17 protein-coding genes are annotated in these 18,573 nt (G+C 37.4%); 7 read left to right on the plus strand and 10 right to left on the minus strand.

The window, feature by feature from the left end:
* Positions 1–8 precede the first annotated feature (8 nt).
* The 3 genes from G530_RS16435 to G530_RS0101365 form a co-directional block, all read right to left on the minus strand.
* Complete coding sequence (locus tag G530_RS16435; RefSeq protein WP_240472119.1) at positions 9–1,955, minus strand: alpha/beta hydrolase family protein; 1,947 nt, start codon at positions 1,953–1,955, stop codon at positions 9–11.
* Positions 1,956–2,192: 237 nt separating this feature from the next.
* A complete protein-coding gene (locus G530_RS0101360; protein WP_026932816.1) occupies positions 2,193–2,975 on the minus strand; it encodes a DNA-formamidopyrimidine glycosylase family protein in 783 nt (260 codons plus the stop codon).
* A gap of 197 nt (positions 2,976–3,172) precedes the next feature.
* Positions 3,173–4,246 (minus strand): PA0069 family radical SAM protein, encoded by a 1,074-nt coding sequence (locus G530_RS0101365; protein WP_026932817.1) that lies wholly within the window; start codon positions 4,244–4,246, stop codon positions 3,173–3,175.
* A 176-nt stretch (positions 4,247–4,422) separates the two neighbouring features.
* Between G530_RS0101365 and G530_RS0101370 the strand changes: the two genes are divergently transcribed.
* The 4 genes from G530_RS0101370 to G530_RS0101385 all read left to right on the plus strand — a co-directional run bounded on the left by G530_RS0101370 (position 4,423) and on the right by G530_RS0101385 (position 8,364).
* Positions 4,423–5,295 (plus strand): sensor histidine kinase, encoded by an 873-nt coding sequence (locus tag G530_RS0101370; RefSeq protein WP_084519362.1) that lies wholly within the window; start codon positions 4,423–4,425, stop codon positions 5,293–5,295.
* Between the two features lie 2 nt (positions 5,296–5,297).
* A complete protein-coding gene (locus G530_RS0101375; protein WP_026932819.1) occupies positions 5,298–6,047 on the plus strand; it encodes a LytR/AlgR family response regulator transcription factor in 750 nt (249 codons plus the stop codon).
* 291 nt (positions 6,048–6,338) lie between these two features.
* Positions 6,339–7,904 (plus strand): energy transducer TonB, encoded by a 1,566-nt coding sequence (locus tag G530_RS17770; RefSeq protein ID WP_051199641.1) that lies wholly within the window; start codon positions 6,339–6,341, stop codon positions 7,902–7,904.
* 10 nt (positions 7,905–7,914) lie between these two features.
* A complete protein-coding gene (locus G530_RS0101385; protein WP_026932820.1) occupies positions 7,915–8,364 on the plus strand; it encodes a hypothetical protein in 450 nt (149 codons plus the stop codon).
* Positions 8,365–8,494: 130 nt separating this feature from the next.
* Here the strand turns inward: G530_RS0101385 and G530_RS0101390 are convergent, their stop codons facing one another.
* The 7 genes from G530_RS0101390 to G530_RS0101420 all read right to left on the minus strand — a co-directional run bounded on the left by G530_RS0101390 (position 8,495) and on the right by G530_RS0101420 (position 15,538).
* Complete coding sequence (locus G530_RS0101390) at positions 8,495–9,277, minus strand: enoyl-CoA hydratase/isomerase family protein (RefSeq protein WP_026932821.1); 783 nt, start codon at positions 9,275–9,277, stop codon at positions 8,495–8,497.
* A 5-nt stretch (positions 9,278–9,282) separates the two neighbouring features.
* Complete coding sequence (locus tag G530_RS0101395) at positions 9,283–10,737, minus strand: sensor histidine kinase (protein ID WP_026932822.1); 1,455 nt, start codon at positions 10,735–10,737, stop codon at positions 9,283–9,285.
* Between the two features lie 41 nt (positions 10,738–10,778).
* Positions 10,779–11,327: a CopD family protein gene (locus G530_RS0101400; protein WP_026932823.1), complete on the minus strand. Its 549-nt coding sequence runs from the start codon at positions 11,325–11,327 to the stop codon at positions 10,779–10,781.
* 143 nt (positions 11,328–11,470) lie between these two features.
* Entirely contained in the window at positions 11,471–12,811 is a 1,341-nt protein-coding gene (locus G530_RS0101405; RefSeq protein WP_026932824.1) for an MATE family efflux transporter, read from the minus strand.
* Complete coding sequence (hemH, locus tag G530_RS0101410; RefSeq protein ID WP_026932825.1) at positions 12,811–13,845, minus strand: ferrochelatase; 1,035 nt, start codon at positions 13,843–13,845, stop codon at positions 12,811–12,813. The genes G530_RS0101405 and hemH overlap by 1 nt, the downstream gene beginning before the upstream one ends.
* Before the next feature lie 86 nt (positions 13,846–13,931).
* Positions 13,932–14,642, minus strand: a complete 711-nt coding sequence (locus tag G530_RS0101415) for a ThuA domain-containing protein (RefSeq protein WP_026932826.1) — start codon at positions 14,640–14,642, stop codon at positions 13,932–13,934.
* A 5-nt stretch (positions 14,643–14,647) separates the two neighbouring features.
* Positions 14,648–15,538 (minus strand): AraC family transcriptional regulator, encoded by an 891-nt coding sequence (locus G530_RS0101420; protein WP_026932827.1) that lies wholly within the window; start codon positions 15,536–15,538, stop codon positions 14,648–14,650.
* Between the two features lie 202 nt (positions 15,539–15,740).
* Here G530_RS0101420 and hemA point away from each other — a divergent pair, with 202 nt between their 5' ends.
* From hemA to G530_RS0101435, 3 genes are read left to right on the plus strand one after another with little or no spacing between them, the layout of a single operon-like run.
* Entirely contained in the window at positions 15,741–16,997 is a 1,257-nt protein-coding gene (gene hemA / locus G530_RS0101425; RefSeq protein WP_026932828.1) for a glutamyl-tRNA reductase, read from the plus strand.
* Entirely contained in the window at positions 16,994–17,911 is a 918-nt protein-coding gene (gene hemC, locus G530_RS0101430) for a hydroxymethylbilane synthase (protein WP_026932829.1), read from the plus strand. Before hemA ends, hemC begins: the two co-directional genes overlap by 4 nt.
* 3 nt (positions 17,912–17,914) lie before the next feature.
* Positions 17,915–18,568 (plus strand): uroporphyrinogen-III synthase, encoded by a 654-nt coding sequence (locus G530_RS0101435; protein ID WP_026932830.1) that lies wholly within the window; start codon positions 17,915–17,917, stop codon positions 18,566–18,568.
* Positions 18,569–18,573: the final 5 nt, after the last annotated feature.

The following is an 18,573-nucleotide window of genomic DNA, read 5'->3' on the forward strand; positions in this document are numbered from 1 at the left end:
TTAAAAAATTATCCTTTTATCAATTCAGGTTTTTCATTTTTAAGATGTTCAGCAAAGAATCCCATCATCGCTTTATAGAGATCCAGTCGGTTCTCCTCTTTACCAAAGCCGTGGCCTTCGTCATATTTTACCATATATGGGACCTCAACTCCGCGGTTCCTTAAACTTTTAACCATCTGGTCTGCTTCATCAATATTCACACGAGGATCATTTGCTCCCTGGACTACAAATAATGGCTTTTTTATTTTATCAACATGTAAGGCAGGAGAGATCTCGTCCATGATCTTCTTTTCATCAGCAATACCGGGATTATACCATATTTTATAAAGAAATTCCCTATACTTTTCCCAGTAAGGAGGAATCGTTTCCATAAAGGTGTTCAAATTACTAACCCCTACATAATCTACCCCACAGGCATATTTCTCCGGAGTTTTGGTCATACCCCGAAGTACGGCATATCCTCCATGGCTTGCACCATAAATAGCGACCCTGTCCTTATCTACCCAGCCCTGGTCTATGACAAAATCGATTCCGTCTTCAACATCATCCATAGCCTTACGACCAATTTCACCAAACCCGGCTTTCAGGAACTCTTTCCCATAGCCTCCGGAAACTCTGAAGTTAACATGTAAAGTGGCGTATCCACGACTTGCGAATAATTGGGCTTCGGGATTAAAGCCCCAGTTATCACGAATTCCCTGAGGACCTCCGTGAGGATTAACAATAAGCGGTAATTTCTGACCACTTTTATAGCTATTAGGTAGCGTAATATAACCATGAATAGTTAACCCATCACGACTCTCAAAACTAATAGGCTTCATAGAAGCCATATGCTCAGCTTTTAATTGAGGAAGAATTTTATATAATAACTTGACTTCATTTTTCTGGACATCGTATAAATAATACTCTCCAAAGATCTTATCACTGGTAACAAGAACCATATAATGAGTTTCCTCATCAGTTTTACCAACAGTGAAAAATTGTTTTTCTCCAAACTCCTTCTCTAAACGAGAATGTATTTTTTTATAAGTATCGCTTACCGGTACAATTACCGACTTTTCCCCGGTATACTTAAAATAGTCAATTTCATAATTCCGTTTTCTGGAAAGTGACATCCCCGATACATCGAAGGTTTCATTACTAAAAATAGTTTTTATCTTCTTGTTTTCCTTCAGATCATAAAGCTGAATTTCAGTTTTATCACCTTCCAGGTTAGATACGACATAGGCGTCATCAGGAATGCCAGAATTTGGATTGAACGATGAAATACCAAAGGAATCACCAAATTCAGTAAGTTTTACTCTCCTGAAATCTCCATCAACCTTATATAAAAGTTCGGTCTTCACACCATCTACAACACGTGTAATTGCACGCAGATTTCCCTTGCGATCAAAGTTATAGGCTGCAACCGGGTCATCACCTTCTTTAACAGTATATAGCTTGGTTATTTCTCCTGTTTTTATATTAAGCCGGTACGGTTCCTCCTGCCTGGGGTTATCCTTATTCATTTGCACAATAACATGCTCCTCGTCTTCTTTTAAAGTGGCAATGATATTTACTCTTACCCCATCAAAAGGAGTTAGATCACTATCGTTTTCACCGTTAACATCAACACCATACACATGAAAATTTTCATCACCTCCTTTATCTTGAAGATATAGAATACGATCGTTACTTTTCCAGTAGAATCCACGTATCAAATCCTCCTCCTGCTTTTTGAGCAGACTCTCCTTCTGGGTGGCAGTTTCTTTTAAATATAGATCACGCTCGCCAGATTGTCTTCGCTTTAAATATGCTATGAACTTACCATCTGGAGATAGCTGAAATGAATAAGCCTCCGGAGTTTTAAAATAATCTTCGACTGAATATATATAATCGCCTGTTTCTAATGCTGCCAGTTTATTTAACTCGGCTTCAGTAGATGGCAATGCGGTATTTCCTGGTTTCTTCTTCACAGTTTTCTCTTAGGTTAATGGATATTCTTTTCCCATTTGATTATATGTTCCTTATCCTGCCATTTTCAAATGTACCAGTATAAGTCATTTGTAATTTGGCAGAATTTATAGTTATAATGTTCTCTTGCAAAACTACCGAATCAAGTTCGGAAGGCCCGTAGTTCTAATAAAACATTAGGATTTTGAGTTACGGGATTTGGCAGTTAAGAGAACCATTAGTTGATATTACTGTAATATCTATCTTATCTGCTGACACTCCGGACAAAAATAAGTGCTTCTGCCTCCAACCTTGATCATTTCTATTTTTCCATTTCCATTGGGACAGTCTTCACCAACTGTTCTGTGTTTACGTAAATAGGAGTCTGGAATGGCTACACCTTCGGTTTTACTTTTAGTAACGGTGTCCAATATCTCAACCATGCTTTGGAACATGTTTAAAATATCATCCTTCCCAAGATCCTGAATTTTAGACTTAGGATGGATACCGGTTTGGAATAAAATTTCATCTACATACAAATTTCCCAATCCGGCAATAAAAGACTGATCCATTAGTGCCGTTTTTACATTCCCTTTTTTAGATTCAAATAATTCCCGAAACTCCTTTTTATCTATCTCTGTTGCATGAGGTCCCAGATTCTGCTGTTTCCTAAATGAATCAACACTTTCGGTTAAGAATAACTTCCCGAATTTTCTTGGACAGATAAATGAAAGCTTGCCACCATTATCAAAAGTTGCAGTTAACTGAGCATGCTTCTCTATCTCATCATGTTTGAAGTAATCTAATTTGCCGGTCATTCCAAAATGTACCACCAGGAATCCATTTTTCTTCAATTTCAGAAGAAGGTATTTACCTATTTGGTGAGTGCCTACAAATTCATTTCCCAGTAGAGTTTCCTCAAATTCTTTTTTAGGAGACTGAAAAATCTTGTCTGCTCCAAGATCAAGGCGAATTATCTTCTGGTTTAAACTTGTAGAATCAACATACAATTTCTGGTAGGCAACTTCCGGTAACTCTGGCATATCTTTTTGTTTATGAGTTGTTTCTAGATCATCATCTATTACGTCACCCTGAACTCGTTTCAGGGTCTAATAATAAATAACTTTTGGTTTTCCCTTGTACCTGAGATGCTGAAACTAGTTCAGCAAGGCACAGGTATATGAGAATATTTAAAATGTTTTGAAATTATTAAAAATTTCAGGTAAATAGAATAACAATATTAAAAAAGCTTCATCTGCCCATCCTTAAAATCTTCATGTAGTTTGCAATTAAGCTTGGGTTTTTCTCTATCCTTTAAATACAGTTTTCTGGCGATCGCGAATTGCTGCTTCACCTGGTCTGCAAATTCTCCTTCTCCTTTCATTCTCGTACCAAACCGGCTATCGTTCAAACTCCCGCCATGAATATTTTCTATTTGATTCAGTACTTTATCTGCCCGGTCTGGCATTGTTTTTCTTATCCAGTCGCTAAAGATCTCCCCTATGGCTCCATTAAGACGTACAATCGTATAACCAACGCCCAGGGCACCACGATCTGCAATTTCCTTTACAAGTGGTAAGATCTCGTGACTATTAATTGATGGAATTATAGGTGCCATCATTACCGTAACCGGAACATTGACAGAAGAAAGTTTTTCAACCGTCTCCAATCTCTTTTTTATAGAGGCCGTTCTTGGTTCCAGAATCCTTCGCGTTTCTTCCTGCAGGGAGGTAATAGAGATCGCAACACTCACCAGGTTATCCTGAGCAAGTTCCTTTAAAAGATCCAGATCCCTTTGAATAAGTGCATTTTTAGTGATCATCCCTACAGGATGCCTGTATTTCAGAAAGGTTTTAAGCAGATTTCTGGTGATCTTCAGTTTTTTTTCAATTGGCTGATAACAATCTGTATTTCCGGAAAGCACTATTGGCTTTGCTTTCCAATTCTTACTTTTTAATTTTCTTTCCAGAAGCGCTACCGCATTCTTTTTAACGAGGATCTTCTTTTCGAAATCCAGACCTGCACTGTACCCCCAATATTCATGAGAATTTCGGGCATAACAATAAATACAACCATGCTCACAACCCTGGTAAGGATTAAGCGAAAAATCCATACCCACATCCGGACTGGTAACTTTATTTACAATCGTTTTGGGAAAAGTATCTATGATGCTGGTCCGGTTATTTTCTGGCTCCTCCCCTTCTGAAGCGCAAAAATTAAGAAAATCATCCCTGGTTTCATGACTGTGTTCATGAAACCTATTAGAAACATTCAGTTGCGCTCCTCTTCCCTTTATAAATTCATCTGAAGACATAAAGCAAAAATATGGATTTTATCCAATTTAAAGGAATTTTTCCAATTTTAATCATGTAAGACTTTTATTAACCCTGAGACCGAAAGAAGGAATTTTTTTACACCTAACAGTTTGTTTATCAGACTATTTGTAACTATATTTCATAGGCAATTTTAGAGAATTGTTGCGATCCAATAATGATGACTGAGACTATCAAATGTAGGGAGCGAGACGCTCAGTATAAATTTTGGAATGATAAGGTAAATTCTAATGGCAGAAAGGACAGAAAGTCAAAAAGAGTTTTTGCCAAAAGCTATTTACCTAGCACATTCCATTATACTTGTATTTTAATTAGTTCAGCTGTAATATCTGGAACTCTGATAAAGCTTTTCCACAGGAAAAAGCTCATCGAAGGCTTGAGCCACAAAGTCGAATCTTTAAGGATGGAATTAGCTTCAGCTGAATTGAAGATTTTAAGTGCTAAATTGAATCCTCACTTTATTTTCAACGCTTTAAACTCTATAAATCAATTCGTTTGTAAAAATGAAAAGCAACTTGCTTCTGATTTTATAAATCGATTTGCGCTAATCATGCGCAAAACTCTGATTAATTCGGAAAAAGGTAAGATACTTCTAGAGGATGATCTCGATCTGTTGAGGCTATACCTAGATTTAGAATCGGTCAGAATGGAAAATAAATTCAATTATATCATAGAGATAGAACCTTCGATTGAGGCAAATAACACCTTAGTACCCCCAGGAATAATGCAACCGATAGTAGAAAACAGCATTTGGCATGGTTTGGTTCCAATGGCCAAAGATGGCCTGATAAAGATTTACATTAAAAAAGAAAACGGAAAGCTAATTTATTGCATAGAAGATAACGGAGTGGGAAGATTTAAGCCCACGGAAAAAGAAACTAAATCTCGAGAAAGTCGAGGTATTAACATAACTAAAGAAAGGATAAAACTTTTAAATCAACTTGAAGAAATCAATGGTGAATTTAAAATATCTGACCTTGCGGAAGGGGTATCTGTTACAGCAGAATTACCTTATGAAAAAGCATTCTAAAAATGGATACTACTCTAATAGTTGATGACGAAAAACACTGCATATACAATATGCTCGACCTTATCTCACAGTGCAGTTTCGAATTTGACTTTATTATAACTGCACAGTCGGTAGAGGAAGCTGTTTATAAAACCAAAGAATTTAAACCAGACCTTATTTTTCTTGACATTCACCTTGGCAATCAAACGGGTTTCGATTTTTTATCGAAAATAAAGAAAAGGGACTTCGAACTAATATTTATTACCGCATACGACCAATACGCCATCAAAGCTTTTAAATTTAGTGCTTTGGATTACCTATTAAAGCCTATTAATCCAGAGGATTTTAAACGTGCGCTCAGGGAATATAAAAACAAAGAATCCCGAAAATATTTAAAAAATAAGATGAATGTCTTACTGAATAATCTCAAAAATGATATCTCCAAAAGGAAAATTGCAATTTCCTCTCAGGAGGGCCTGGAGTTTTTAGATCTTAACAAGATAGTTCGATTAGAGGCAGATGGAAATTACACTCATATTTTCATGAAAAAGGGAACAAAAATCACCGCTTCTAAAAACTTGAAATTTTTTGAGGAAATGTTATCAGACTCAAATTTCTTTAGAGTTCATCATTCACATATGATCAATTTGGCACTTGTAAAAAAATATTATAGAGGTAAGGGTGGCTATCTCGTAATGGATGATGACACCTCAGTTAATGTCTCCATTCGAAAAAAAGAAGGATTATTGAAGTATCTCTCTGAGCAATATTGAAAATATATACTCCTCCTGATGTAAAGAGGTTCAATAGTTATTTGTATGTGAACTTAGATATTAGCTAATTGTCTGATTCTCATTTTTTATATTAAACTGAAATATTGAAGCTTCGAAATCCAAAATCTTCTCTAGGAAATCTACACTTAAATTATCTTAATTAGCAGCTGCTAATTAATTAGCCACACTTATTAATTCTTACTTCAATTCAGATAATAATAAACTAAATTCATTAACCTTTTTAACCGCTCAACTTCCTGCTTCCATTAATGAAAAATAAAATTTTTCAAAATGAAAGCATCGCTTGTCTTCTTAGTAATCATATTTTCAGGGTTTTTAATTACTGGCAACCCAGAAGAAACTGATCCAAATAATAATGAGATTATCTCTATTGAATTTAATACAGAGGGTCTCACTTACGAATTGGAGATCATGGATATTTATATGGGTAACTTCCCTGAAGTTCCCTGGCAGAGAGGCGATATTTTATTTGGGCTCCTTCTAAATTCTTATGTGAAAAGTTTTGCCGAGCAATGTGATGCTTATCTCCCAGCAGATAAGGAAATGCTCTACGGCCAGGAATGTGCTGAAAAGCAAATTACCAGAAACGGTTATGGAACGGTAATTAGCGAAACTTGTATAAGCTATAGACAGGTTCCGCTCTATCTGTATATGTCCCCAGAGATGGCCAGAGCAAAAGATGCTATAAGCCAATTTGAATTGCAATGGATGGGCGAAATGATGGGTGGTAGTGAGGCTTTAGGAACTTCAGTAAAACTAATGAGTGAAACCAAGGCCATAAAACTAGATATGATAAGGCTATTACAAATGAACGCATGCGATAGCCCAGGCTTGCAAAGATTTCAAGAAAACCTTAGAAGATACGCTCATGGTATTGAGCCTATTAAAATGGAAAACCTAATTGCGGAAAGGAAAACCAACTATAATATGATCGCTCCGGAGCAGGATATCCAGAAACTACTGGAAGATTTAGTCTATCAAAATTCTAGACAATGGAATTTTAACAAATACCATAAAGGAAGCCTGAAAAACATAAGTATCCTTTCAAAAGATTTAGACGGAAGACCGAAAAAGGTCAAAGGTTCATATACCTTTTCTGGATTTGGAGGAACTAAAAATGGTTCGGTTACACTTGTTTTTAATAATAAAGGTCTCCCCGACTGCCTATATTTCTTTGATTTTCCAACGACCTGTAGACCAGCAAACCGAAAAATTGCTATGGCATATGCTAAAAATGATTATGCTACATCAATAAAACATCCTAATGTAGAAAACAGTTCGGCCCAAAACTATACTAATCAAGAAGTCTATATCTCAAACACATCTTCAACTCCACAGATTCAAGACGTACCCTTTGCTGTAATTGAAGAGCCACCTGTTTATCCATCTTGTGAAGGTTTACCAGACAACAGCCAAAGGAAAAAATGCACTTCTGAAAAAATAAATCAACTAGTTAACAAAAACTTCAATACTGGTTTAGCAAATGAATTAGGGCTAACAGGGATCAATAGAGTAATTGTTCAGTTTAGAATTAATCATAAGGGAGAAATTGAGGATATAAGAGCACGGGCACCCCATCCTAAACTGGAACAGGAAGCTGCAAGGGTAGTAAACCTAATTCCCAGAATGACTCCGGGAAAACAAAGAGGTGAAATTGTAGGGGTAATGTATTCTCTTCCGATAGCCTTTAAGGTCCAGGATAGTAGAACAGAAAATTCAAATAAGAATCTTAATTCTTCCCCGAAAAAAGAACAGAAAGATCCTGAAAGCAAAGACCTAAATAACAATCAACTCAGAAACCTTTTAAAGTTGGAGAAAAAAAAAGACAACAATTAAAAATCATATTATGAAAATTATCACATTCAAAACATCAGCATTTTTATTCAGTATAGGATTATTCGTTATTCCATTTGGTTCATTAGCGCAGGACACTGAAAGAATAACGCCTCCTAGAAAAGAAAGTAAAGTAAAAAGTATAGACGATTTTTCTGACCATACTTTTAATATCTACAACACTATTTTTGTTTACGATAGTTTAACCCAGGCTGGATTAGAAGTTCCAGCTGAAATAGAGGACGAAATAGCTGCAAATATCGAAACTAGAGTCGATAGTTTATCTGATATTATTCCCGACATGATTGATGATTTAGACAGTGCTCCGGTGATGAGAAAACTCAGAGCAGCTGGAAGTCTCAATAAGTCTAGAAAAGCAATCACTTACATGCTTGAAACCGTGAAAAAATATACCCTGGGAGAAACTAATGAAGTAGAAACAGAGGTAGTAAAGAACCCATAAGCATTGCCCTTAATAGTGTAAGTATAGCAATTTATACAGATTGCTCTAAGTAAGAAATCTACACTCTAAAATTTTAGGAGAAGACTTAAGGCAGTAATTTGAAAATTATGCGGTTTCTATTTGACATATACTATTTTCCTGGAAAATCAGCTTTTCTCTTGTTCAAAAATGCTGAAGTTCCTTCCTTGAAATCTTCAGTTCCAAAAGAACGTCCAAATTCATTGATTTCCGTCTCAAAACCATTTATCCCATCTTCATAATTAGCGTTTATAGCTTTGATCGCAGCACCAATAGCCACACTAGAATTCTTCATGATCTTACCAGCAATACCTTCAGCAAATTCCTGCAATTCATCCAGAGCAACCACATGATTAACAAGATTATATTGCAAAGCCTGGTTTGCATCTATCATCCCTGCGGTCATGATCATTTCCATGGCACGTCCTTTACCTACTAATTGCGGTAGACGCTGGGTACCGCCGTATCCCGGGATCACTCCAAGAGAAACCTCCGGAAGTCCCATTTTCGCATTATCACTGGCAATTCTAAAATGTGCGGCCATGGCAAGTTCAAGTCCGCCACCAAGGGCAAATCCGTTTACCGCCGCGATTACCGGTTTAGGAAAGTTCGCTACATAATTGAATAATTTCTCCTGACCTTCTGCCGCCAGTTTCTTTCCTTCTTTGGGAGAGAAATCTGAAAATTCACTAATATCAGCTCCGGCAACAAATGCCTTTTCTCCGCTTCCGGTAATTATTACCACCTTCACCTCGTCATCTGCTTTTGCTTCTTTAAAAGCCTCGTGAAGTTCCTGTATGGTTTCACGATTTAGAGCATTAAGTTTTTTTGGTCTGTTTATGGTGATGGTTAGTATATTATCATCAATCTCTTCTAAAATGTTTTGATAGCTCATAAATTTTATTTTGGAAATCTTACGTTAAATATAGTGCCTTTATTTTGTTTGGATACAAAGCTAATGGTACCATTATAGGTCTCCACGATATTTTTTACCATGGCCAGACCAAGACCCATCCCACTGCTTTTAGTGGTGAATTTTGGTTCAAAGACCATTACTTTATTCTCTTCTGAAATACCTGATCCGTTATCTGACACTGAAACACAAACCATAGCTTCCTCTTCTTCTACGATGACCAGGATATGAGGATCCTCTTCATCTTTCAATGCCTGGGTAGCATTCTTCACAAGGTTTGTAATAACCCTGATTAATTGTGTACGGTCAAATTTGGCCAGTATCTCCTCTTTTTCACATTTGAACTCGATATATTTTTCATTGAAAATATCCAGCGCCAGCTTTACGATCTTAGGAACATTTAGCACCTCGCTCTGCTGAGCAGGCATCTTGGCAAAATTTGAAAAAGCAGAAGCTATAGAACTCATCGTGTCTATCTGGTTTATAAGAGTGTTGCTATACTCATCTACTTTCGACCGGATCTCGGGATCGTCCTTATCAAAATTTCGCTGAAAACTTTGAACACTCAGTCTCATAGGCGTTAGAGGATTCTTGATCTCATGCGCTACCTGTTTCGCCATCTCCCTCCATGCCTGTTCCCGCTCACTGGTAGCCAGTTTAACGGCGCTTTCTTCCAGTTCATCTATCATACTATTATAAGCTGAAACCAGCGCATATATCTCCTCTGTGGCATTAGAAAGCTCGATCTTCTGATTCCGTTTATCCAAACGGGTTTGATTTATCTTTTCTGAAACTATTTTTAGCGACTTCGTAATATATTTTGAAAGGAAAAATGAGAGGATTATTGCTATAAGCAGCATGAAAAGATATACCTCTGCCATCCTCATAAGGAAGTTATTCAGATCCCTGTTTAAAAGACTATCATCCTGAAGATACGGCAAATACAATATCGCCAGTGGTTTGAATCGCTGATCTGTAATATAGGAGTATGAAGACTGATATTTCTGACCATTAATTTCGGTCTTCTTCAGAAACCTTTTATCGGCCGAAGCCTCCAGTTTTTTCAGTACATCGCTGGCGATCCTTACTTCAGTAGAATCCTTAAAAAAAGATTCATCAGATTTAATAATAAGTTTACCATCCAGGTCATAGATATGGATCTGCATTTCGTGAACTTCAGCCATTTCATAGATCTTGTCCCGTTCGTTGAAAATAGGTTCAAGATTTTCAGTATCTACAACATAGGTCGTACTTGCCAGAACAAATTTTATGTTCTCAAGAATCGCTTTTTGTTTCCTCTCTAGACGTTCCTTATGATAATTTTCAGCTTCCTGCTTGTATTGATAAACAGTGACCCCGAATATCAGGATCGATGCGCCGAGCACCAATAAGATCATGGAGATAAAAATCCGGGTTCGTAAGGATAATTTAAGCAGTTTCATAGATGCTGACTTGCCTCAGTTCGTACAATTATCGAACCACTTCAGGCTTCGGGGTTCTTAGAGCGTATTCTTTTATAAAGTTTAATACCAAGCATTAACATGATCGCAAGCACAAAAATACCGATCACTCCATATATCCAGTTAATTGCATCTCGCACGATCACCAGAAAAATTACTGAAAACAGGATGAGCGTAGACCCCTCGTTCCAAATTCTCATTTTATTAGAGCTCCATTTTACCACATCGTTTTGTAGCTGTTTAAAGATCAAATGACATTTAAGGTGATAAGCATATAGCAATATTACGAATCCTAGTTTTACATGCATCCATGGTTGCTGTAACCATTCCGGGATCATAAATAAAAGGGTGAATGCAAATATGCTGGCAAGGACCGCTGAAGGCCAGGTAATGATATACCATAACCTTTTAGACATTAGTTTAAATTGATTGGTAAGTATGCTTTTTTCAGGCTCATCTTTATGAAATGCCTCGATCTGATAAATAAACAAGCGTGGTATGTAGAACAGCCCAGCAAACCAAGTGATCACAAAAATGAGATGCAAGGCCTTTATGTAATTGTAATATTCCATTAATCTATTAGAAGTTATTGGCCAAAGCTAAAATAAAACTTAAAAATTCACCTCTCGAATTTGACCTAAATAGATGTGGAATCATTCAATTTCAGTTTTCTTTAGTTCTAAAGATAAGGATTTAAGTGAATTTTCAATAAATCCTATTTAAGGGTTTTTACGATCTCTCTATTCAGGAAATAAGCAGTAATAAAGGTTGAAAGAAGATCTGCGATCGGGAATGAGATCCAGACGCCGATCTCCCCATAATAGTGAGGCAGGATCAGGATAAGAGGAATAAAGATAAACCCCTGTCTGGATAAGGTTAACAAAAATGCCGGTACAGCCTTCCCAATTGCCTGAAAATAAGCAGCACCAATCAATTGAATCGCAACAATAGGTATTGCCGCAAATACCCAGCGCATTGCTGAAGGGGTTTGCTCTATAATGGAAGCTTCAGAAGTAAATATTTTAACGATATCTGGAGCAAAAAACATGATCCCCAGAAATATCAATAATCCCATAAGACAGGAATATAGTATCGCGGTATTTATGCTTTTTCGAACCCTGGAATATTTAGCTGCGCCATAATTAAAGCCCGCAATGGGCAGGAATCCCTGGGTAACTCCAAGAACTGGAAACAGGGCGAACATGAGCATTCTGGCAATTATCGCGTACACAGTTACCGAGTCTTCTCCCCCAAGATCAAACAAAATGTTATTCATTAGCAGATAAGTAACACTTACCACCGCCTGCCTGGCTAAAGTCACCGTACCTAAAGAGGAGATCTCCTTCAAGATCGGGAAATCAAGTCTGAAATGAGAAAAGCTTAGCCTCAATTCTGAATTCCTAGAGAGAAAGAACCAGACGATATATGCCAGACACAAAAAGTAGGACACAGTTGTAGCAATTGCAGCTCCTTCCATCCCCATTTCCAACTGATTTATAAGAATATAATCCAGAAACAGGTTTCCCACAGAGGGAATGATCATGGCTATCATGGCAAACCTGGGTTTCCCTTCAGCCCTAATCACATTATTACCCATCATTGCCAAAGCAAGTAAAGGCACTCCACAAAGCACTATGATATAGTAAATTTTGGCGGGATCAAAGATCTCCCCTTTACCTCCAAAAGCGGGAATAAGACTGTCTACAAAGATAAGCCCCGGCACAACCAGTAAAGTAGATAACAAAATGGTTAAAGTGATCTGGTTCCCGAAGGTCTTCAATGCCTTTTTATGATCATCTGCACCCAAAGCGCGTGAAATAATCGAAGAACCTCCAATACCGATCGCCATCCCCAGGGCGGCTATAAAGAACGAAACCGGAAGAACCACATTTATAGCTGCAATAGCTATAGGGCCAATCCAGTTTCCAACAAAAATGGTATCTACAAGAATATTTAGAGACATTACTAATATCCCTATAGATGCAGGAACAGCTTGCTGAATAAGCAATTTCCCGATAGGCTTTTCGCCTAGCTCTTTAGAATTTCGAACGGCCATTAGGCCTCAACCGGCTTTTGGTGCGCCCATTCATCAATCCACCTGGAAAGTACTTTAACCCATTCCTCACGGTCATTTAAACATGGAACTACCGTAAATTCCTTTCCGCCCACTTCATGAAAGATCTCTTCACCTTCCATCGCGATCTCTTCAAGTGTTTCCAGGCAGTCTGAAACGAATGCAGGGGTTACGATAGCCAGCTTTTTCATTCCCTGTTTCCCGAATCTTTCAATAGTCCTGTCTGTATATGGTTTTAACCATGGATCAAATCCTAATCTAGATTGAAAAGAAACGCTATACGTATTTGGTTTCATACCGAGGTATTCTGCAACCAGCCTGGTAGTTTCAAAACATTGATGACGGTAACAGAATTGGTGAGCCGTAGAAGCGGACTGGCAACAAGAACCATCAATTTTACAATGCGAATTGGTTATATCAGATTTCCTGATGTGTCTTTCCGGAACACCGTGATATGAGAATAGTAAATGTTCATATTCTACATCTTTCAGAGTTTCTGCAATACTATTTCCTAGGGTTCGAATATAATCTGAATGATTATAAAACGGCGGAACCGTAGTAAAGCTCATATCTGGAAAATGTTCTTTTCTAAGTTCCTCAGCCAGTACCAGAATAGTTTCGGTAGTGGCCATTGCGAATTGAGGATAAAGTGGAAATAGCAAAACCTCATCTACTCCCTGGTCATGTAATTCCTGAAGTCCCTGCTTGATGTTTGGAGTACCATATCTCATCGCTAATGAAATAGGCACCGAAGTATTATCGTCAATTTTAGCCTGAAGCCTTTCTGAAAGCACGATCAAAGGAGAACCTTCTTCCCACCAGATCTTCTGGTATGCTTCTGCCGATTTCTTAGGCCTGGTATTCAGGATTATTCCCTTTACCAGTAAGGTTCGCGCCCAGTATGGAACATCTATAACCCGCTCGTCCATTAGGAACTCCCCAAGATATTTTTTAACGTCTTTAGGATTGGTGCTATCTGGAGATCCCAAGTTCACCATAAGTACGCCTTTGCTCATAATTTTTCTTTTTCAACTCAAAAATAATACTCTGTATATTTTAACCAACTCCTTTTCAATCGGAGTTTTCTATGGTCTCATAATTTTCAATCTGCCATGGCAAATTTTATACACCTGCTTAAATGTTCCAGGAAATCCGGTTCAGAATAAGATTCTATTGTATGACCTAATCCCGTATAGACCGATTTGCCTCCGGCCATATAATTCTGATACCAGGCTATAGGGTGAAAATCACCATTTTCACCACCTTTATAAGAATCCTCATTTAGGGTCAACAGAACATTCAGGCCTTTATTAATGTCTTTATAATTATACCATTCATCTGTCCTTTCCCATTTTCGTGGTAAATGCCCTACTGTTATGTGATCTGGCATTTTCACAACGATCTCAGCTTGCTGAATTTCCGGATGACCGTCAAAATAAGCTCCAACCAAGTCTCCATACCAGGACCAGTTATATTCGGTATCTGCTGCGGAATGTATTCCGAAGAAATTACCCCCATTATCCATATAATTCTGAAATTCCATTTGCTCTTCTGAATTTAGAACATCTCCGGTGGTTTGAAAGAAAATAATGAGATCGAATTGGTTCAGCTCATTTTCAACTAAAAACCTGCTGTCCCTGCTTACTGTAGTACTAAAACCGTCTTCTCTGCCTAGCTGCTGCAAAGCCTGGGTTCCAGCATCAATCGAATTATGTACAAAACCATCTGTCTCGCAGAAAATAAGTATATTTTCCTGAGAGGTCAATGAAGATGAAAGCAACAGGGAAAAGCTTAGAACTAATATAAGACGCATATATATTAATTTACAGAAAGGGTATATTTCTTAGGAGTAGTACCGAATTTCTTCTTAAACCCGGCGATAAAATGACTGGCCGTACTATAACCAACCTTTAAACCTACTTCATTCACATTATATTCACCGGTTTCCAATAATTTTCGTGCATATTCCATTTTATAATCAAATAGAAAACTGTAAACCGAATCCCCATATATCTGTTTGAAACCTTCTTTAAGTTTCTTTAAACTTAAACCAATTTCATCTGAAAGTTCCTGAAGTGAAGGTGGTTCAGCCATTCGAGCGATCACGATATCTTTAGCCCTCCTAATTTTCTTGATATTCTCCTCGTCACTTAAAAAAGGACATTGTTCCAGATCAGGATTTTCAGCTTTATTGAAATAAAGACTCAATAACTCATACGCCTTAGCCTTAAAGTAAAGATTTTTAATGCTGGGCGTTAGGCTAAAATTCATTAATTGATTCAAAACTACCGCCATAGAAGGAGATAATGGCGCATCTTTGTAATATTTCTTATCCTTATTATCTGCACTTAGAAAGGTTATATAATCTGCTTCCTGGGAAAATAATGCATGGAATTTTTTAATAGAGATCACCAATGAAATTAACCAGGACTCAGATTCCAGAGACACATTTAGAGGAAGGTCTCTTTGCGGATTATATAATAACAAGGAATTTTCTTCGGGTAATGGCAATTCGTAATTCCCTTCATTAAAAAGAAACTTGCTCCCCCCCTTCACATTAAAATGAAACTGGATAAAACTATTATCTATATCCCTGGTCATTAACTTAGTATCACTTGTATCGTTCTGAAATTTCAGTATAAAAAAACCATCTTCGATTTTTATTTCTTCAGAGATACTTACAGCGTTATTTTTTTGGTGTGCGTCCATAGGATATAATTTTAATTTATTTAGAATCAATCTAAACTAATCATTCTAAACCCGCTATGATTACTACAAAAGTATGGCATTTTGAACTTTTCAGACCTATTTTCATGATAATTATCATCTATCGACATATTTAGTGCCTCCAGCGTTACTTTTTCATTTATGCTTGTATTAATTTTGCCCCCGTGTCCACCTAAACCGATACATGGAAGATTATCACATTTCTACAGGAAAACACTTTTATACTATAGGATTAAGCTACAAGAAGGCTGATGCTGAGATTAGAGGCCATTTTAGCCTTACTGAAGAATCTAAGCAGAGATTACTTGAACAAGCTAAAAATGAAGGTATTGATGGTATATTAGTTACTTCCACCTGTAACCGAACCGAAATTTACGGATTCGCGCAGCACCCATTTCAGCTTATTAAATTACTTTGTGAACATACTCATGGTACCGTTGAGGAGTTCGAAAAAGTGGCGTATGTATACAAAAACAAGCAGGCAATATCTCATATTTTTAGAGTAGGAACAGGGCTTGACAGTCAGATCCTGGGAGATTTTGAAATTATAAGTCAGCTTAAAATCGCGTTTGTTCGTTCCAAAAAATTAGGCCTGGTAAACACCTTTTTTGAGCGTTTGGTCAATGCCGTGATCCAGGCAAGTAAGCGCATTAAGAACGAAACCGAAATTTCCAGTGGAGCAACTTCGGTATCATTTGCATCTGTTCAATATATCCTGAAGCATGTTGAAAATGTTTCAGATAAGAATATTCTACTCTTCGGAACAGGAAAGATTGGGCGTAATACCTGTGAAAACCTAATCAAGCATACCAGGAACAATCATATTACCTTAATAAATCGTACTAAGGATAAAGCTGAAAAGATCGCTGGAAAATTTAACCTCATCGTTAAAGATTATGCCGATCTACAGGCAGAAATTAGAAATACTGATATTCTAATTGTCGCAACAGGTGCTCATAATCCTACGATCTCCAAAGAATTAATCTATCCTAAAAAGGAACTTTTGATCCTGGATCTTTCTATTCCTAAAAACGTTTCAGATGATGTTAATGATCTTGAAAACGTAAAACTTATTCACCTGGATCATCTTTCACAGATGACCGATGAAACCCTGGAAAGAAGAAAACAGTTTATTCCGCAAGCCAAAGAAATAATCGCTGAGGTTGAAAAAGACTTTAACCAGTGGCTGGAAACCAGGAAATTCGCCCCTACCATCAAGGCTTTGAAGAAAAAGCTTAAAATGATGAAGGATGACGAATTGAATTTTCAGCGTAGAAAAATATCCGACTTTAATGATGAGCAGGCAGAAATTGTAAGCAACAGGATCATTCAAAAGATCATGAAGCATTTCGCCAATCATTTAAAGGAGGACAGCGAAACCACCGACGAAAGCCTGGAACTTATCCAGAAAGTCTTTCAACTAGAAGAAGTTACAAAATGAGCAAAGTGATTAGAATTGGAACCCGCGATAGCGAATTAGCGCTTTGGCAGGCCAAAACAGTACAAAATGCTCTTGAAAAAACAGGTCATAAAACCGAACTGGTTCCTGTAAAATCTACCGGAGATCTCAATCTGGATCAGCCTTTATACGAAATGGGCATTACCGGTATTTTCACCAAGACCCTTGATGTTGCTATGATCAAAGGTGAAGTGGATATCGCTGTACATTCCATGAAAGATGTTCCTACGGCTTTGCCAAAAGGGATTGTAGAAGGTGCGGTGATGAAAAGAGCCAGCAATAAGGACATTCTTGTTCATAAAGGGGTTAAGTTTCTGGAAAACGGCGAAGGAACTATAGCCACCGGAAGTCTACGTAGAAAAGCACAGTGGCTTAATAAATACCCAGATCATAATGTTGTTGATCTTCGCGGGAATGTAAATACCCGCATGCAAAAACTGAATGATAATGACTGGAACGGGGCAATTTTCGCTGCTGCAGGACTGGAAAGGATCGAAATAAAGCCAGAAAATTTCATTGATCTTAACTGGATGATTCCTGCTCCCGCTCAGGGCGCCATGCTTATCGTTGCTATGGAAAATGATGATTATTGCAGGGAAGCTCTGGCGATGTTAAATCATAAGGAATCTGAAATTTGCGTGCACATAGAACGTGAATTTCTAAAAGTTCTGGAAGGTGGATGTACCGCTCCAATAGGTGCTTTGGCAAAAGTTCTGGACAATCACGTACATTTCCACGGAGCCTTATTCAGCCTGGATGGAACTAAAAAGATCGAAGTAGAAAAAAGTGTGGAGATCAGGGATATTGAAAATCTAGGAAAAGAAGCGGCCATGGAAATCCTGACTAATGGAGGGAAAGAATTGATGGCCAGCATAAAATCGGTTTTAAATAACTGATCTATGCTTACTGTTCTTTCCACAAAAAACCTGGCGGTTAATCAAAAGGAATTATTGCTGAATAGCGGAATAGGATTGGTAGAATATGATGCGATCAATATAAAGTTCATTGATTTTAATTTAGAGAATGTATTTGTTAAGAATGCCATTTTCACCAGTAAAAATGCGGTAAAGGCAATCGAAAAGAAAGATTTACAGATCGAAAATTGCTTTTGTGTAGGTGAAAAAACAAGAGCTTACCTTGAAGAACGAAATTTTAAGGTTCTCGAGAATGCTGAAAATGCGAAGGACCTGGCTCTTAAGATCGTAACGCATCATAATGAAAGAGAGTTTCAATTTTTCAGTGGCAATAAACGCAGAGAGGAATTGCCAGATCTATTCAGAAGAAAAAATATAAAATATAAAGAGCTTAACGTATATAAGACAGAATTAAATCTAAAGGATTTCGACTCTGAATTTGATGGCATCCTTTTTTTTAGTCCCAGTGGAGTACAAAGTTTTACCAATAATAATAATAAGATAAGCACAACCGCTTTTTGCATAGGTGAGACAACAGCTTCAGAAGTCAAAAAATATACTGAGACTATCATCGTAGCAACAAAACCAACAATTGAAAATGTGATCGCCAAAGTGGTTTCACATTTTAAGAATAAATAAAACAC

This window comes from Christiangramia echinicola DSM 19838, assembly GCF_000423065.1.
Taxonomy (GTDB): Bacteria; Bacteroidota; Bacteroidia; order Flavobacteriales; family Flavobacteriaceae; genus Christiangramia; species Christiangramia echinicola.

Coding starts and splice junctions, on each gene's coding strand:
- G530_RS0101360 (WP_026932816.1), bottom strand. CDS start 2,975: ATGCCAGAGTTACCGGAAGTTGCCTACCAGAAATTGTATGTTGATTCT.
- G530_RS0101415 (WP_026932826.1), bottom strand. CDS start 14,642: ATGCGTCTTATATTAGTTCTAAGCTTTTCCCTGTTGCTTTCATCTTCA.
- G530_RS0101385 (WP_026932820.1), top strand. CDS start 7,915: ATGAAAATTATCACATTCAAAACATCAGCATTTTTATTCAGTATAGGA.
- hemC (WP_026932829.1), top strand. CDS start 16,994: ATGAGCAAAGTGATTAGAATTGGAACCCGCGATAGCGAATTAGCGCTT.
- G530_RS0101435 (WP_026932830.1), top strand. CDS start 17,915: ATGCTTACTGTTCTTTCCACAAAAAACCTGGCGGTTAATCAAAAGGAA.
- G530_RS17770 (WP_051199641.1), top strand. CDS start 6,339: ATGAAAGCATCGCTTGTCTTCTTAGTAATCATATTTTCAGGGTTTTTA.
- G530_RS0101395 (WP_026932822.1), bottom strand. CDS start 10,737: ATGAAACTGCTTAAATTATCCTTACGAACCCGGATTTTTATCTCCATG.
- G530_RS0101400 (WP_026932823.1), bottom strand. CDS start 11,327: ATGGAATATTACAATTACATAAAGGCCTTGCATCTCATTTTTGTGATC.
- G530_RS0101370 (WP_084519362.1), top strand. CDS start 4,423: ATGATGACTGAGACTATCAAATGTAGGGAGCGAGACGCTCAGTATAAA.
- G530_RS0101375 (WP_026932819.1), top strand. CDS start 5,298: ATGGATACTACTCTAATAGTTGATGACGAAAAACACTGCATATACAAT.
- G530_RS0101390 (WP_026932821.1), bottom strand. CDS start 9,277: ATGAGCTATCAAAACATTTTAGAAGAGATTGATGATAATATACTAACC.
- G530_RS0101405 (WP_026932824.1), bottom strand. CDS start 12,811: ATGGCCGTTCGAAATTCTAAAGAGCTAGGCGAAAAGCCTATCGGGAAA.
- hemA (WP_026932828.1), top strand. CDS start 15,741: ATGGAAGATTATCACATTTCTACAGGAAAACACTTTTATACTATAGGA.
- hemH (WP_026932825.1), bottom strand. CDS start 13,845: ATGAGCAAAGGCGTACTTATGGTGAACTTGGGATCTCCAGATAGCACC.
- G530_RS0101365 (WP_026932817.1), bottom strand. CDS start 4,246: ATGTCTTCAGATGAATTTATAAAGGGAAGAGGAGCGCAACTGAATGTT.
- G530_RS0101420 (WP_026932827.1), bottom strand. CDS start 15,538: ATGGACGCACACCAAAAAAATAACGCTGTAAGTATCTCTGAAGAAATA.